General features: G+C 68.4%; 15 protein-coding genes. 8 read left to right on the forward strand and 7 right to left on the reverse strand.

The window, feature by feature from the left end:
• Window positions 1-7: 7 nt before the first annotated feature.
• Complete coding sequence (locus IT779_RS06975) at window positions 8-295, reverse strand: hypothetical protein (RefSeq protein ID WP_196148321.1); 288 nt, start codon at window positions 293-295, stop codon at window positions 8-10.
• Window positions 292-1,176 (reverse strand): mycothiol conjugate amidase Mca, encoded by an 885-nt coding sequence (mca, locus tag IT779_RS06980; RefSeq protein ID WP_332838692.1) that lies wholly within the window; start codon window positions 1,174-1,176, stop codon window positions 292-294. Before mca ends, IT779_RS06975 begins: the two co-directional genes overlap by 4 nt.
• A gap of 122 nt (window positions 1,177-1,298) precedes the next feature.
• Between mca and IT779_RS06985 the strand changes: the two genes are divergently transcribed.
• Window positions 1,299-1,772 carry a DUF4307 domain-containing protein gene (locus tag IT779_RS06985; protein ID WP_196148322.1) on the forward strand — a complete coding sequence of 158 codons (474 nt, stop codon included), beginning with the start codon at window positions 1,299-1,301 and terminating at the stop codon, window positions 1,770-1,772.
• A gap of 336 nt (window positions 1,773-2,108) precedes the next feature.
• Window positions 2,109-2,603 (forward strand): transcription elongation factor GreA, encoded by a 495-nt coding sequence (gene greA, locus IT779_RS06990; RefSeq protein ID WP_196148323.1) that lies wholly within the window; start codon window positions 2,109-2,111, stop codon window positions 2,601-2,603.
• A 60-nt stretch (window positions 2,604-2,663) separates the two neighbouring features.
• Here greA and IT779_RS06995 read toward each other — a convergent pair whose 3' ends face one another.
• Window positions 2,664-3,809 carry a cystathionine gamma-synthase gene (locus IT779_RS06995; protein WP_196148324.1) on the reverse strand — a complete coding sequence of 382 codons (1,146 nt, stop codon included), beginning with the start codon at window positions 3,807-3,809 and terminating at the stop codon, window positions 2,664-2,666.
• A gap of 115 nt (window positions 3,810-3,924) precedes the next feature.
• Between IT779_RS06995 and IT779_RS07000 the strand changes: the two genes are divergently transcribed.
• Entirely contained in the window at window positions 3,925-5,088 is a 1,164-nt protein-coding gene (locus IT779_RS07000; protein ID WP_196148325.1) for an acyl-CoA dehydrogenase family protein, read from the forward strand.
• Window positions 5,089-5,409: 321 nt separating this feature from the next.
• On the opposite strand, the gene IT779_RS07005 is transcribed toward IT779_RS07000, so the two are convergent.
• Complete coding sequence (locus IT779_RS07005; protein ID WP_196148326.1) at window positions 5,410-6,801, reverse strand: cystathionine beta-synthase; 1,392 nt, start codon at window positions 6,799-6,801, stop codon at window positions 5,410-5,412.
• Between the two features lie 95 nt (window positions 6,802-6,896).
• Here IT779_RS07005 and IT779_RS07010 point away from each other — a divergent pair, with 95 nt between their 5' ends.
• The 3 genes from IT779_RS07010 to IT779_RS07020 are packed head-to-tail and all read left to right on the forward strand — an operon-like array spanning window position 6,897 to window position 9,613.
• Entirely contained in the window at window positions 6,897-7,358 is a 462-nt protein-coding gene (locus IT779_RS07010) for a hypothetical protein (RefSeq protein WP_196148327.1), read from the forward strand.
• Window positions 7,359-7,411: 53 nt separating this feature from the next.
• A complete protein-coding gene (locus tag IT779_RS07015; RefSeq protein ID WP_196148557.1) occupies window positions 7,412-8,365 on the forward strand; it encodes an SGNH/GDSL hydrolase family protein in 954 nt (317 codons plus the stop codon).
• A gap of 24 nt (window positions 8,366-8,389) precedes the next feature.
• Window positions 8,390-9,613 (forward strand): acetyl-CoA C-acetyltransferase, encoded by a 1,224-nt coding sequence (locus IT779_RS07020; protein WP_196148328.1) that lies wholly within the window; start codon window positions 8,390-8,392, stop codon window positions 9,611-9,613.
• A gap of 60 nt (window positions 9,614-9,673) precedes the next feature.
• Here the strand turns inward: IT779_RS07020 and IT779_RS07025 are convergent, their stop codons facing one another.
• Together IT779_RS07025 and IT779_RS07030 are read right to left on the reverse strand one after the other, a co-directional pair.
• Window positions 9,674-10,522, reverse strand: coding sequence for a Bax inhibitor-1/YccA family protein (locus IT779_RS07025; RefSeq protein WP_196148329.1), 849 nt, complete (start codon window positions 10,520-10,522; stop codon window positions 9,674-9,676).
• 165 nt (window positions 10,523-10,687) lie between these two features.
• Window positions 10,688-11,839 carry a class I SAM-dependent methyltransferase gene (locus IT779_RS07030; RefSeq protein WP_196148330.1) on the reverse strand — a complete coding sequence of 384 codons (1,152 nt, stop codon included), beginning with the start codon at window positions 11,837-11,839 and terminating at the stop codon, window positions 10,688-10,690.
• Window positions 11,840-12,516: 677 nt separating this feature from the next.
• Here IT779_RS07030 and IT779_RS07035 point away from each other — a divergent pair.
• Window positions 12,517-13,110, forward strand: a complete 594-nt coding sequence (locus IT779_RS07035; RefSeq protein WP_196148331.1) for an AMIN-like domain-containing (lipo)protein — start codon at window positions 12,517-12,519, stop codon at window positions 13,108-13,110.
• Between the two features lie 160 nt (window positions 13,111-13,270).
• Window positions 13,271-13,804 (forward strand): hypothetical protein, encoded by a 534-nt coding sequence (locus IT779_RS07040; RefSeq protein ID WP_196148332.1) that lies wholly within the window; start codon window positions 13,271-13,273, stop codon window positions 13,802-13,804.
• Window positions 13,805-13,870: 66 nt separating this feature from the next.
• Here the strand turns inward: IT779_RS07040 and IT779_RS07045 are convergent, their stop codons facing one another.
• Complete coding sequence (locus IT779_RS07045) at window positions 13,871-15,151, reverse strand: metallophosphoesterase family protein (RefSeq protein ID WP_196148333.1); 1,281 nt, start codon at window positions 15,149-15,151, stop codon at window positions 13,871-13,873.
• Between the last annotated feature and the right edge of the window lie 79 nt (window positions 15,152-15,230).

The following is a 15,230-nucleotide window of genomic DNA, read 5'->3' on the forward strand; positions in this document are numbered from 1 at the left end:
GGCGAGTTCAGCCTCCGTTCGCGGAATCGCCCGGCCCCGCATCGGTGCGCCGGGTGATTCCGTGTTCGGTGCCCTCGTCGGCCTCCTGGTCCGGCTCGGGATGTTCGGGTTCGAAGGTGGGCGGCAGATTCTTCAGGTGCCGGTTCATCGAACGGACCAGCAGGATGGTGCCGACCAGCAGGAGCAGGATGATGGCCAGGCCGAGCGGCGAGGCCTTGCCGAACTCGGGCCCCGTCGGGGTGCCGGGGGTTTGCGCGAGGAGTGCGGGGGCTTGCGCAAGGAGTGCGCCGATCACCGGTGCTCGTCCTCGATCCCGGCGAACAGGTCGTTCTCCGGCAGCGCGGTGGTGACGCGGGTCTTGGCCAATTCGAACTCCTCGGTCGGCCACAGCCGCTGCTGGACTTCGATCGGAATCGCGAAGAACGCGCCGTTCGGGTCGATCTGGGTGGCGTGCGCGCGCAGGGCGTCGTCGCGCTGCGGGAAGTACTTGCCGCATTCGATCTGGGTGGTGACCCTGACCATCTTGTCGGCGCGGTTGTCGGAGTACTCGCGCATCCGGTCCAGCCACTCCTGGAGCGGGAACGGCTCGCCGAGGCGCTCGTACTCGGCGGAGAACGCCTCGAGCCGCTTCATGCTGAACCCGTGGTCGTAGTAGAGCTTGAGCGGGGTCCACGGCTCGCCCGCGTCGGGGAACCGCTGCGGATCGCCCGCCGCCTCGAACGCGGCCATCGACACCTCGTGGCAGCGGATGTGGTCGGGATGCGGATATCCGCCGTTCTCGTCGTAGGTGGTGATCACGTGCGGCCGGAATTCGCGCACCACCCGAACCAGCGCTTCGGTGGACACCTCGAGCGGCACCAGCGCGAAGCAGTCCTCCGGCAGCGGCGGGGGCGGATCCCCCTCGGGCAGCCCGGAATCCACGAATCCGAGCCAGGTCTGGCGCACGCCGAGAGCACGGGCGGCGGCGGCCATCTCCTCGCGGCGCACCTCGACGATGCGGTCGAGGATGCCGGGGGTGTCCATGGCGGGATTGAGGATGCTGCCGCGTTCGCCGCCGGTCAGCGTCACGACGAGGACCTGGTGGCCTTCGTCGGCGTACCGGGCGGTGGTGGCCGCCCCCTTGCTCGATTCGTCGTCGGGGTGGGCGTGCACCGCCATGAGGCGAAGGCCACTCACGTCTCGTTCACCATCGCTCTCGGTCGCGGGTGTCTCGGGGTCGTTCCCTATAGTTCCATTCGACCCGCTTTTGTTCCGACTTACCCCCCGGAGTGTGCCGCGTCCATGAAAACGCCGCGTCGATGAACCAGCCTGCCCCCGAGCACACCGCACTTTCCGCCGCCGAGGCGCAGGCGCGGCGCGCCGATCGCTACGGCTTCGACAGCGGCGGGTCGGGGCGGGTGCGGCGGCGGTGGATTCCGGTGGCGATCGGCGTGTTCGTGCTGGTCGCGGGCCTTGGCGTCGCGTACCTGGGATTCCAGAAGTACGGTCCGCGCGATATCGAGGCCGAACAGCTCGGCTACACCGTGGTCGACGATTCGACGCTGTCGGTCCACCTCAAGGTCACTCGCGCGGACCCGACGCGCCCGGCGGTGTGTTTCGTTCGCGCGATGGACCGCGACGGCGCCGAGGTCGGTCGCCGCGAGATCCTGCTCACCGCGTCCGAGAGCGGGACCGTCGAACTCACCACCGTCGTCCGATCCTCCACCCGGCCCTCAGCGGGCAATGTCTACGGATGCAGCGATCGGGTACCCGAATATCTGCGGGCCGGTTAGCCTGCGCGGTCACGGTCGGACACCAGCGCGGGCGAAAGAACTCAAAGTTACGAATCGACGCGAGTCCGCCGGCAAAATTAACTCCGACCTGCATGTTTGTGAATCATGCTAAAATGGCGTGATACACGGTTCCGGGGCTCGGAGCCGTGTTTGCTGCATTGGCGGCCAGCGCTGTGAGTTATGGGTTTTCGGGTTTGCCCGTAACCACCTGTCGGGGTTCGACGAACTTCCCAGGATCGCTCTAGCCGTCGGCTGGTGCGCGCCCGCCTCCGGGTGGCGCGCACCGGTATCAGGGAATCCCGGTCCGCCGGGAACAACTACTAGGGAGTGATCGAGATGACCGAGACGCAAGTGACCTGGCTGACCCCGGAGTCGCACGACAGGCTCAAGGGCGAACTCGACGCGCTCATTGCCAACCGTCCCGTCATCGCCGCCGAGATCAACGAACGCCGGGAAGAGGGCGACCTCAAGGAGAACGGTGGCTACCACGCCGCGCGCGAGGAGCAGGGCCAGCAGGAGGCGCGCATCCGCCAACTCCAGGAGCTGCTGAACAACGCGAAGGTCGGCGTCGCTCCCACCAAGTCCGGTGTCGCGCTTCCGGGTTCGGTTGTGAAGGTCTATTACGACGGCGACGAGTCCGACACCGAGACCTTCCTGATCGCGACCCGTGAGGAAGGTCTCAGCGACTCCAAGCTGGAAACCTACTCGCCGAACTCCCCGCTCGGCGGTGCGCTGATCGACGCCAAGGTCGGTGAGACCCGCGAGTACACGCTGCCGAACGGCAACACCATGAAGGTCACGCTGATCAGCGCGGAGCCCTATCACAGCTGATCCCTGCGCCACGAAACCCGAATCGAGCGGCCGCCCAGCTGGGCGGCCGCTCGCTCGTGTTCAGCTTCCCAAAGCCTTCTCGACATCGGCCAGCAGATCGCTGACGTCCTCGATGCCGACCGAGAGCCGCACCAGGTCCGCCGGCACCTCGAGCACCGACCCCTCGGTGGAGGCGTGCGTCATGGCGCCGGGATGCTCGATCAGCGACTCCACCCCGCCGAGCGATTCGGCGAGGGTGAAGATCTTTGTGCGCGAGCAGAATTCGTGCGCCGCCTCGCGACCGCCGTGCAGGCGGACCGAGATCATGCCGCCGAAGCGCCGCATCTGCTTGTCGGCGACCACATGCCCGGGATGTTCGGGTAGGCCGGGGTAGATGACCTGCGAGACGGCCGGATGCCTGGTGAGGTAGTCGGCGATGGTCTCGGCATTGTCGCAGTGGCGTTCCATGCGCAGTGCGAGCGTCTTGGTGCCGCGCACGGTGAGGTAGGCGTCGAAGGGGCCTGGCACCGCGCCCGCGCCGTTCTGGAGGAAGCCGAACGCCGCGTCCAGGTCGGCGTCGTCGGTGATGAGGGCGCCGCCGACGACATCGGAATGCCCGCCGAGGTACTTGGTGGTCGAATGGGTGACGATATCCGCGCCGAGCAGCAGCGGTTGCTGCAGGTACGGGGTGGCGAAGGTGTTGTCCACCACGAGTTTCGCGCCCGCGGCGTGCGCGATGTCGGCGAGCGCGGGGATGTCGCCGATGCTCAGCAGCGGGTTGGTCGGCGTCTCGATCCAGAGCAGTTTGGTGTTCGGGCGGATGGCGGCGCGCATCGCGTCGACATCGAAGACGTGGGCCGGGGAGTGTTCGACGCCCCACTGGCTGAAGACCTTGTCGATCAGCCGGAAGGTGCCGCCGTAGGCATCGTCGGGGATGACGACGTGGTCGCCGGGGCGCAGGATCGCGCGCAGCGCGCAGTCGGTGGCGGCCATGCCGGAGGCGAAGGCGCGACAGTGACGACCCGATTCGAGCGCCGCGAGATTCGCTTCGAGCACCGAACGGGTCGGATTGCCGGTGCGGCCGTATTCGTAGCCGTCCCGTAATCCGCCGACGCCGTCCTGGGCGAAGGTGGAACTCGCGTAGATGGGCACGTTCACCGCGCCGGTGCGCGGATCCGGTTCGAATCCCGCGTGCACGGCCCGTGTGGAGAATCCCAGCTCGGTCATTGCCCCAGACTAGATGCCGCCGATCCGCGATGATCGCGCACCCGTGCCGAACGCGCCGGTCTTCGGCGGCTATGAGACGAAGATCACCGCTGGGTCACGCCTCTAGGCTGAGGGCATGCTGACCGTAGAGGAACTGTTCGGGATCGATGACCTGCTCTCCACCGAGGAACGCGAGATCAGGGACACCGTCGCCGCGTTCGGGGCGCGACGGCTGCGCCCGCACATCGCGGAGTGGTTCGAGGCGGGAACCTTCCCGGCCAGGGAGTTGGCGCCCGAACTCGGCGCGCTCGGCCTGCTCGGCATGCACCTCGACGGCTACGGCTGCGCGGGCATGTCCGCGACCAGCTACGGACTGGCCTGCCAGGAATTGGAGGCCGTCGACTCCGGGGTGCGCAGCATGGTCTCGGTGCAGGGTTCGCTGGCCATGACCGCGATCCACCTGTTCGGCTCCGAGGAGCAGAAACAGCACTGGCTACCCGAGATGGCGGCGGGCCGGGTGATCGGCTGTTTCGGGTTGACCGAACCCGACTTCGGTTCCAACCCCGGCGGTATGCGCACCCGTGCCGAGCGCGACGGCGGCGACTGGGTGCTCAACGGGTCGAAGATGTGGATCACCAACGGATCGGTCGCCGATGTCGCGGTGATCTGGGCGCGCGCCGACGACCGGATCCGCGGCTTCCTCGTGCCCGCCGACACCCCCGGCTTCCGCGCGCGGGAAATGGGCCGCAAACTCTCGTTGCGCGCCTCGATCACCGCCGAACTGGACCTCGACGACGTGCGCCTGCCCGCTGACGCGCTCCTGCCGGAGTCAGCCGGTCTGAGCGCACCGCTGGCCTGCCTGAGCGAAGCGCGTTTCGGCATCGTCTTCGGCGCGCTCGGCGCGGCGCGCGACTGCCTGCGCGCCACCATCGAGTACGCGCGCACCCGCGAGGTCTTCGACAAATCGCTAGCGTCCTATCAACTCACCCAGGCCAAACTCGCCGATATGGCGCTCGAGCTGGGCAAAGGGCAGCTGCTCGCGTTGCGCGTCGCCCGGCTGAAGGACCGGCACGAGGTGCGGCCCGAGCAGATCAGCGCGGGCAAGCTGAACAGCACCCGCGAGGCCATCGCCATCGCGCGCGAATGCCGCACGATCCTCGGGGCCAACGGGATCACCCTGGACTATCCGGTGCTGCGCCACGCCAACAACCTGGAATCGGTGCTCACCTACGAAGGCACCGCCGAGGTGCACCAACTGGTCCTCGGCCGCGCGCTCACCGACGCGAACGCCTTCCGCTGACCGGGCGGCCGCGCTCCAGGATCGCAGGACGTGAGCGCGATCGCGTACAACCCGGCCGTACCCCGGACGCACGAAGACTCCGATCGCGTGACCGGAGCTCCGAGCACGTCGACTGCTGCGGTTCCGCCTGCCGCCGCAACCCCCGGACGAGTGGGTATCCGCGATGGCCGAACCGCGCGGCGTCGTCCTTCGACGCGCTCGGATCGCACGTCGACTTCGGCCGATACCGCACCGCGTTCCGTCGGCACATCCAGGCGCACGAAGCGAGCACCGGGCGACGACGACGCGCCCTCGATCCCGATGCTCGCCGCGATCAGCGGCTCAGCGGCCGATCGATCCGGTGCTGAGGAATCCGAGCAGGTCGTGGCGGGTGATCACGCCGACCGGCTTGCCGTCGTCGACGACCATCAGCGCGTCGGTGTCCGAGAGCGCCTTGGTGGCCGCCGAGATCGGTTCGCCCGCGCCGATGAGCGGGAACGACGGGCTCATGTGGGTGCCCACCGAATCGGTGAGCTGGGCGCGCCCCTCGAAGACCGCCGACAGCAGATCGCGCTCGGTGACGCTGCCCGCGACCTCGCCCGCCATGACCGGCGGCTCGGCGCCGACGACCGGCATCTGCGACACGCCGTATTCGCGCAGGATCTCGATGGCGTCGCGCAGCGTCTCCGACGGGTGGGTGTGCACCAGATCCGGGAGCGCGCCCGACTTGCCGCGCAACACGTCGCCGACCAGCGGTTCGTGGATGGTGCCGTCGAGCCGGGTGCGCAGGAAGCCGTAAGAGCTCATCCACTGGTCGTTGAAGATCTTCGACAGGTAGCCGCGGCCGCCGTCGGGCAGCAGGACCACGACGACGGCGTCCGGGTCGCGGCGCGCCACCTCGATCGCGGCGACCACGGCCATGCCGCAGGAACCGCCGACCAGCAGGCCCTCCTCGCGGGCAAGGCGCCTTGTCATGTCGAAGGAGTCGGCGTCGGAGACCGCGATGATCTCGTCGGGGACGCTCGGGTCGTAGGCGGTCGGCCAGAAGTCCTCGCCGACGCCCTCGACCAGGTACGGCCTTCCGGTGCCGCCCGAGTACACCGAGCCCTCGGGGTCGGCGCCGATGACCCGCACCGCGCCCCCGGAGACCTCCTTGAGGTAGCGGCCCGCGCCGGTGATGGTGCCGCCGGTGCCGACTCCGGCGACGAAATGGGTGATCTTGCCCTCGGTGTCACGCCAGATCTCGGGGCCGGTGGTCTCGTAGTGGCTGTCGGGTCCGCCGGGATTGGAGTACTGGTCGGGCTTCCACGCACCGTCGATCTCCCTGACCAGCCGGTCGGAGACGCTGTAGTAACTGTCGGGATGTTCCGGCGGCACCGCGGTCGGGCAGACCACGACCTCCGCGCCGTAGGCCCGCAGCACGTTGCGCTTGTCCTCGGAGACCTTGTCCGGGCAGACGAACACGCATTTGTAGCCGCGCTGCTGGGCCACAAGCGCGAGCCCGACGCCGGTATTGCCCGAGGTCGGTTCGACGATCGTGCCGCCCGCCCGCAGCTGCCCCGACTTCTCGGCGGCGTCGATCATCTTCACGGCGATCCGGTCCTTGGAACTGCCGCCCGGGTTGAGGTACTCGATCTTGGCCGCGACCAATCCGGCGTTCGAGCCGACCACCGAATTCAATCGGACCAGGGGTGTGTTGCCGATGAGGTCCACGACATGATCCGCGATACGCATGGCCCCATCGTTGCAGAAGCCCGCGCGGCGGTCGCGCCGACCGGCCGGGCCGGACACACCCCGAACCCGGGCGCGCCCGCCTAGTATCGGCAATCATGAAGCAGCCCAACATCGCCCGCGTGGCGACCGTGCTCGCGGGCGCGGCGGCCGCCGCCGCGTTCGCCGCGGGCGCGCAGGCCGACGCGGCCACCGTCTACTTCCCGCAGGTACCGACGCTGGCGCACGGCGGCGCCTGCTGGACCAACATCCAGACCTGGGCGGATACGAGTCAGGAATGGCCCGGACGCGCCATCCTCAACGTGCGCGCCACCTCCGTACAGGGCGTCGGCCCCGGCGACTACCCGTTCGCGCCGCTGTGCGAGGTGCGCACGGTGATCGCCTGGCGGAACATGAACACCGGCGCCGTCGGGACCTACGAGAACAATGTGGTCACCGGCATCTACGGGAGCATCCAGTATTCCCTGTTCCAGGACACCGGGCCCGGACGCATCGAGGTCGTCGTCAGCACTGATACAGCCAACGTGCCCGCGCGCGGCAGCTTCGACGTCCCGGCCTGAGCTCTCCGCACATCGCATCCGAGCCCGTACTATTGACAGCCGTGGCACCTCGCATGAGCAGGCGAACCGCGGCGGCGACAGGGCTGGCCACCGTGCTGGCGGGTTCCGGCGCGGGCACGGCGTCGTGGGCCGCGTACCGGATCCTGATGGCGCAGGCAGGCGTGGCGCGCGGCGCGATCGGGCGCGACACCTCCAAACCGCCCGAAGCCGACGGCATCTACACCCCGGGCTGCGACCGTCCGCAGCCGTGGCGACCGAATCACCCGGTCGACATACACCTGATGGTGTTCGGTGATTCGACCGCGGCCGGACTCGGCTGTACCTCGTGCGAGGAAGTGCCGGGCGTGCGCATCGCCCGAGGTCTGGCCGAGGCGACGGGCCTGCGCATCCGACTGAGCACCAAGGCCATCTCCGGCGCCACGTCGAAGGGACTGGCCGGGCAGGTCGACGCCATGTTCGTGGCAGGTCCGCCGCCGGACGCGGCGGTCATCTTCATCGGCGCCAACGACATCACGAAGAAGCATTCGATCTCGGCCTCCGCGCACCGGCTCGGCGCCGCGGTGGCACGGCTGCGCGGCGCGGGCAGCGTCGTCGTCGTCGGCACCTGCCCGGATCTGGGCACCGTCACCGCGATACCGCAGCCGTTACGCACGATCGTGCACAACTGGAGCGCCCGATTGGCCAAGGCTCAGTTCAGCGTCACGCTGGCGGCGGGCGGCCGTCCGGTGTCCATGCGCGATCTCGGACCGGAATTCCTCACCGCACCAGACCGGCTGTTCGCCGAGGACGGATTCCACCCCTCCGCCGACGGGTACGCACTGGCCGCCGCGCACGTGCTCCCGGTGCTGGCGGCGGGGTTGGCGCAGCGCGGGGCCGAGTCGGCGCAGGCCCGTTCCGCCCAGCGTCGCGGCGTCACCGCCCGCCTGCGCGGACTCGTGGAATCGCCGGGGTGGCGGCTGCGCCGATCGGGGGATTCGGTACACATAGAGGTGCCAGTACAAAACTGAGCACGGAGTACACAAGGAGCCTTCATGCCCGAGGCAGTTATCGTTTCCACCGCTCGCTCCCCGATAGGCCGGGCCGCCAAGGGTTCGCTGGTCGACCTCCGGCCCGATGATCTGGCCGTCCAGATCGTCCGTGCGGCGCTCGACAAGGTTCCGGCGCTCGACCCCACTCAGATCAACGACCTGATCCTCGGCTGCGGTTCGCCCGCGGGCGAACAGGGTTTCAACCTGGCCCGCGTCGTCGCGGTCGAACTCGGCTACGACCTCGTGCCCGGCACCACCGTGCACCGCTACTGCGCGTCCTCCCTACAGTCCACCCGCATGGCCTTCCACGCCATCAAGGCCGGTGAAGGCGATGTCTTCCTATCGGTAGGCGTGGAGACGGTCTCGCGATACAAGAACGGCTCGGCCGACAGCTGGCCCGACACCAAGAACGCCGCGGTGTTCGGCGAAGCCGAGGCGAGGACCAAAGCCACCGCGGAAGGCGGCAAGGGCATCTGGCACGACCCGCGCGAGGACGGCCTGATCCCCGACATCTACATCGCGATGGGTCAGACCGCCGAGAACGTGGCCACCTCTGCGGGCATCAGCCGCGAGGACCAGGACCACTGGGGCGTGCGCTCGCAGAACCGCGCGGAGGCCGCCATCAACGCGGGCTTCTTCGAACGCGAGATCACCCCGGTCACCCTGCCCGACGGCACCGTGATCAGCAAGGACGACGGCCCGCGCGCGGGCGTCACCTACGAGAAGATCAGCCAGCTCAAGCCGGTGTTCCGCCCCGACGGCACGGTCACCGCGGGCAACTGCTGCCCGCTCAACGACGGCGCGGCGGCGCTGGTGATCATGAGCGACACCAAGGCGAAGGAACTCGGCCTGACCCCACTTGCCCGCATCGTCTCCACCGGCGTGTCGGGTCTGTCGCCGGAGATCATGGGCCTCGGCCCGATCGAGGCGATCAAGCGCGCGCTCGCGCTGGCGGGCAAGACGGTCGACGACATCGACCTGTTCGAGATCAACGAGGCGTTCGCGGTGCAGGTGCTCGGCTCGGCCCGCGAGCTGAAGATCGACGAGGACAAGCTGAACGTCTCCGGCGGCGCCATCGCGCTGGGTCACCCGTTCGGCATGACCGGTGCGCGCATCGCCACCACGCTCATCAACAACCTCCAGACCCATGACAAGCAGTTCGGCGTCGAGTCCATGTGCGTCGGCGGCGGTCAGGGCATGGCGATGGTCATCGAGCGCCTGAGCTGATCGATTCGAGCACGACGAAGGGCGGCCGCCGTAGCGACCGCCCTTCGTTCGTTTCGGTGATCAGTCGTTGTTGAAGTAGCTCAACAGACGCAGGATCTCGACGTAGAGCCACACCAGGGTGACCGTGAGGCCGAGCGCGACGCCCCAGGCCGCCTTCTCCGGCGCCTGCGCGCGGATCAGCTGATCGGCGGCGTCGAAGTCGAGCAGGAAGCTGAAGGCCGCGATCGCGATGCAGACCAGGCTGAAGACGATCGCCAGGGCGCCGCCGTCACGCAGGCCGAGGCCGCCGGAGATGAAGAAACTCGCGATCAGGTTGCCGAGCGCGAGCACCGCGACGCCGATCAGCGCGCCGAGGATCATGCGGGTGAAACGCGGGGTTACCCGCACCGCGCCCGTCTTGTAGACCACGAGCATGCCCGCGAATACACCGAAGGTGCCGAGGACCGCCTGCGCGATCAGCGCGCTGCCGCCGACGCCGCCGAATTCGACATCGGTGAACATGAACGACAGCGCACCGAGGAACAGACCTTCGGCGACCGCGTAGGACAGCACGATGGCCGGGTTGTCCATCTTGTTGGCGAAGGTGGCGATGAGCACGAGCACCAGGCCGACGAGACCGCCGACGATCACGAACAGCGGCGCGAGCGAGGTGTTGGCGTTGGTGAGGCCGTAGGAGATGATCGCCGACAGGGTGAGCACACCGAGGGTGATGCCGGTCTTGGTCACCACGTCATCGATGGTCATGGCGCGAGTGGCCGGGGCGGGCTGGTACGGCTGCTGCTGAGGCTGCTGCCCATACTGGTTGCCGAACTGACCGGCGCCAGTCACCCCGGACCCGAAGTTGGCGTAGCCGCCTACGCCCTCTTGCCGTGGCAAGTTTCTGAAGACCGGATTGCTGGAGCTCCGCAAAGCACGCCTCCTGTTCGAGTGCCGATGCAAGGGATGCTACCGGCAAAGTTCGTCCTGGTCAGTCTCGGCGCTGACCGTTATGCACTGTTCAACGTACGGAGGTCGACCGTTGGTTCCGCGCGCGGACCGTGAGTTACAGCTTCCGTGCGCGGGCCGCGAGTTACGTCACCTCGGTTGGGGGTCGTGTAGGCCGCGCACCGAGCGGGTCACCGTGAACTTCCGATTGCGGCCTACGACATCGGTCTGGCCGACCATCCGCTCCACCACACCGTGGTAGTTCAGGTGGGAGTTGTAGACCGTCCACAGTTCGCCGCCGGGCCGCAACACCCGACCGGTCTCGGAGAACATCTTGATCGCCGAGCCGGTGTGCACGGCGGCGCCCACGTGGAAGGGCGGATTGCACAGCACAAGGTCGGCGCTGTTGTCCGCGGCCGAGGACATGGCGTCGTCGCGGACCACGCGCACCCGGTCACCGACCGCGTTCACCTCGGCCGTGGCCCGTGCCGAGGCCACGGCGGCGGCGGACTGGTCGGTGCCGACCACCCGGATGGCAGGTCTGGCCTTGGCGAGGGCGACGCCGAGGATTCCGGTGCCGCAGCCGAGGTCGATGGCGTCGCGGGCGTCCGGTTTCATCCACTTCAGATGTTGGAGCAGGAATCTGGTGCCGATGTCGAGGCGTGGTCCGGAGAAGGCGGCGCCGTGTGCGACGACGTCGAGATCGAGGTCGTCCAGCCGGTCCCGCATCGGGAAGCGCGGGTCGCCCACCGGTTTCGGGCCCGCCACGAGCAGGGTGCGCGACTTCTGTCTGCCCCGGCTGGCACGCACCTCCGAAAAGGACTGGGCCAGGGTGTCGTTCATCGACTTGGTCAGGTACTTGTCGCGCCCGCCCGCGATGACCGTGACATTCGGGTCGGCGTGGCGCGCGATCGCCTCGGCGATCTCGGCGAGGCAGGCCAGTGCGCGCGGCAGCCGGAGCAGGACCACTTCGACACCGTCCAGCAATTCTTCGGTGAGGCCGTGCGGAGTGTAGCGATCGGAGAGTCCGAGGGCCCGCGCGTTGTTCGCCAGGGCTAGTTCGCCGGTCAGAAGGTCCTGGTGGACGCGAATATCGCGCAGATCGTGCGCGACGACGAGCCCGAGGGTCAGCGCGCCGTACGCATCCCCGATAACAGCAATCTTTCCGCTACCAGACGCGGCGACCGCATCACCCGCGACGTCGAGGATCAGCCGATCGGCGGCATCGACGGCATAGAGGTTCAGCGCCTCCACATCCGGATACCGCCGCAACCGGGCTAATACGTCCTCGACATGTCCCACAAGGTCAAGTGTGCTAGATCGTTGCCCATTGGTCGCGACCGACCCGCGTTTCGCGCGGACAACCTTCGACCCGCCCTCGTGAAGCGCACGGGCGCAGCGGCTTTCACGATCGTCCCGAAACGCCTCGCACGGCGCCGTGGCATCGAACCGCCACGGCGCACGCGCGGACACCCGCGGGTGTCGCCCCACTCCGTCGCCACGACTTGATCTGCGCCACCGACACGTTGAGCATCCGGGCCGCCCGCACAGCCGAGCGGCCCGTCCATACCGACTGGTGAGATCGGATATTCGCGGATGCGAGGACCGTCGAGTCGATGCCGCAGGGCTATCACCGGTCGCCCCCTCGAAGGGGCCTCTTTCCAGATGACGCTGGTCGAATCCTTCTGGCCGAGAGCCGGATAGCCCGACACGGTGAGCGAAGGCACATCCACGCCGCTCGCGACGACATGGTCCGTCATCGACCCCACCCCGACATCCGACCGAACAACGGCTCCGAGATGCCCTATCGCACCGGGGCATCGGTATGGATCGGCCCCGGATACCCCGCACAGGCACACTTTCAGCAAATATGCGCATCCGACTATGAGCGCCGCGCATCCGCCGAGCGCGTACGGCCGAATCACCGCATGACCGCCGAATCACCGGTTCCACAGCGTGACATCAGTAACATCGGCCACATGCGTAACAGGACCGTGCTGACGCTCGCCGCCTGCGCGGCGTTGATCGCAGGCTGCGACAACGCCGACCACGGCGACCACACCGAAGCCACGCCCGCCCCCGCCACCACGGAGGTCACGGGCACCTTCACCGAATCGCCGCCCGCCCGCGTGCCGACCGACGCGCTCCCCAAACGCGGTGCGCCCTCGAACGGCGCGGCCGTCACGGTGACGGATATCCGGCTCGGTGCACAGCCCGGATTCGACCGGATCGTCTACGACCTCGGCGGCACCGGCACACCGGGCTGGATCGTGCAGTACGCCGATCGCGCGATCCAGGACGGCAGCGGCAAGGTCGTGGAAGTCGCGGGGCAATCGATCCTCGAGGTCCAGATCACCGGATCGGCCTACCCGTTCGACAGCGGCGTGACGCCGTACGCGGGCCCCGATCCCGTCACCGATCCGTCCGTCCCCGCCGTCGCCGGGGTGTATCGCACACTGGTCTTCGAAGGCACGACCCAATCCTTCATCGGCGTCGCGGCCGATCGCCCCGCCTTCTCGGTGAGCGCCACGAGCGATCCGACGCGCTTGGTGATCGACATCGCCCGCCCCTGACCCGGACACGCCCGACACCCGCACCCGGACTCGCCACCGGATTGGTATCGATCTGGGCACGCTGGGCTGACCTCGACCGGGTAGACGAAGTACGGTCGATAGGTCCGGTTTTCACCGGTGTCACGAACCGGACGCGATCGCGGGGAGAAAGGCGAACCATATGCGACGACTGGAACGGGTGGGCCTGACCGCCGCCACCGCCGCCACCGCCATCGGAGTCCTCTTCGTCGGCGCGTGCTCCACGCAGGTCGAGGGCACCGCCGAGGTCAACCGGACGGATCTGGCCGCCTACCAATCCGATGTCACCGCGTCCTCGATCGCGGCGTCCTCCTCGCGCGCCGCGGCCGCGCAGGCCGCCACCGAGAGCGCATGCGACGCGTTCTTCGCGGCCAACGAGAGTTCGGTGGGCACCTTCAACGCCTACATCGAGGCGAGCAACAACAACGCGCCCGACACCAACCCCAAGGCCGACGCGGCGGTGACCACCCTGCGCGCGGGCGCCCAGTCGGTCGATCGCGCGCTGACCACGCAGGTCGAGTCCGATGTCGCGCAGAAACTGCGCGCCTACCGCGACGACACCAACGCGCTCGCGGGCACCCTCGAGCGGCGCGCCGACACCGACACGCTGAACGCCGCGATCGACAAGTTCAACAACACCAAGAACGCCGCACGCGACTCCTGCCGCGCCTACTGATCCCGCGCCGGTTCACGCGGGGTTCGGTCTGCGGGCAGGCTCGGAGATGCGCGGGTTGGAGCTCGATCAGCAGGCAACCTCGGTAACAGGCGTCGCGCTCGTGTACGGCAAGCGCAGTGCGTACCAGGAATCGGCGCCGCGATAGTCGGGCAGTTGGGATGCCTCGGGATCGGCGCCGAGCCCTTCGACCGTCGTGCGGTGGCCGTCGGTGTGCGCGAGGGTGTCGGTGTAGCGGTAGTGCAGGTGTCCGTGTAGGAGCAGGCTCGGCCGCAGCGTTGTCACGATCCGCTGTACGCGATCCTGATTCGGCAGGCACTCCGGCAGATCCTTGCGGTTCCACGCGGGCGCGGAGTCGCGCGGCTTGTCGTGGGTCAGCAGGACGTCCACCGGCGTGTCGTCGAGCAGCAGTTCGTCACATTCGGCGTCGGTCATCTGCTCCTCCGGGAACCACAGCGTCTCCGTGGTGACCGGGATGCGGGACGCGCCGAACTGTCCGCGTCGCACGGCCTTGCGCCGCTTCAACGCCTCCTGCGCGAGGCGCCACTGCTTGTCCACCGAATAGGCGCCGCCGAAGGCCGCGAACCTGGTGCCCTCCCAGGTCCAGCGCAGTCCGCGCGGCGCGTACCTGACGCGCTCGCGGCACACCAGGAAACCCTCGTCGTCCGGTTCGGCTCCGTACATGCGGTGCACCAGCGAGGATTTGTCGTGATTGCCGTCGAGGAAATACACCACGACGCGATTGCGGCGCGCCGAACGGTCGACGACGTCGAAGTAGTGCCGTCCGTCGGCGGTGTGCTCCCACGCGCCGAAATCCCCGAGCACGAACAACCGATCACAATCCTCGCGCACCGCTGCCCGCACCGACGCCAGCGCGTGGCCGGTATTTCCGTGCAGATCACCCGTCATCAGTACGCTCCCCATTTCTCCATGCTGGCAGCGGTCGGCGCGTTCGGCATCCGCATTTCTACCCGGTCCACGCGCGTAATTCCCGCCCTGCGCGACGTTCCCGCCCTGCGCGGCACCCTCGGCCAGCACGACATCCCCGCCCTGCACGGCACCGCAGATCAGCACGGCACCCCCGGCCAGCACCGCACCCCCGGCCAACACGACATCCCCAGCCAGCACGGCAACCCCAGCCAGCACGGCAACCCCGCCCTGCACGGCACCGCCGATCAGCACGGCACCCCCGCCCTGCACGGCACCGCCGATCAGCACGGCACCCCCGCCCTGCACGGCACCGCCGATCAGCACGGCACCACCGGCCAGCACGACATCCCCGGCCAGCACGACATCCCCAGCCAGCACCGCACCCCCCGGCCAGCACGGCACCACCGGCCAGCACGACATCCCCGGCCAATACGGCACCACCGGCCAGCACGGCATTCTCGATCAGTGCGGCATTCTCGATCGGATTGGCCGAAAATCT

This window comes from Nocardia bovistercoris (assembly GCF_015674855.1).
GTDB lineage: Bacteria > Actinomycetota > Actinomycetes > Mycobacteriales > Mycobacteriaceae > Nocardia > Nocardia bovistercoris.

What these genes read in the sequence shown, in the direction of transcription:
- IT779_RS06985 (WP_196148322.1), top strand. Translation starts at nt 1,299, where the DNA reads ATGAACCAGCCTGCCCCCGAGCACACCGCACTTTCCGCCGCCGAGGCG.
- greA (WP_196148323.1), top strand. Translation starts at nt 2,109, where the DNA reads ATGACCGAGACGCAAGTGACCTGGCTGACCCCGGAGTCGCACGACAGG.
- IT779_RS06995 (WP_196148324.1), bottom strand. Translation starts at nt 3,809, where the DNA reads ATGACCGAGCTGGGATTCTCCACACGGGCCGTGCACGCGGGATTCGAA.
- IT779_RS07000 (WP_196148325.1), top strand. Translation starts at nt 3,925, where the DNA reads ATGCTGACCGTAGAGGAACTGTTCGGGATCGATGACCTGCTCTCCACC.
- IT779_RS07005 (WP_196148326.1), bottom strand. Translation starts at nt 6,801, where the DNA reads ATGCGTATCGCGGATCATGTCGTGGACCTCATCGGCAACACACCCCTG.
- IT779_RS07010 (WP_196148327.1), top strand. Translation starts at nt 6,897, where the DNA reads ATGAAGCAGCCCAACATCGCCCGCGTGGCGACCGTGCTCGCGGGCGCG.
- IT779_RS07015 (WP_196148557.1), top strand. Translation starts at nt 7,412, where the DNA reads ATGAGCAGGCGAACCGCGGCGGCGACAGGGCTGGCCACCGTGCTGGCG.
- IT779_RS07020 (WP_196148328.1), top strand. Translation starts at nt 8,390, where the DNA reads ATGCCCGAGGCAGTTATCGTTTCCACCGCTCGCTCCCCGATAGGCCGG.
- IT779_RS07035 (WP_196148331.1), top strand. Translation starts at nt 12,517, where the DNA reads ATGCGTAACAGGACCGTGCTGACGCTCGCCGCCTGCGCGGCGTTGATC.
- IT779_RS07040 (WP_196148332.1), top strand. Translation starts at nt 13,271, where the DNA reads ATGCGACGACTGGAACGGGTGGGCCTGACCGCCGCCACCGCCGCCACC.
- IT779_RS07045 (WP_196148333.1), bottom strand. Translation starts at nt 15,151, where the DNA reads ATGTCGTGCTGGCCGGTGGTGCCGTGCTGGCCGGGGGGTGCGGTGCTG.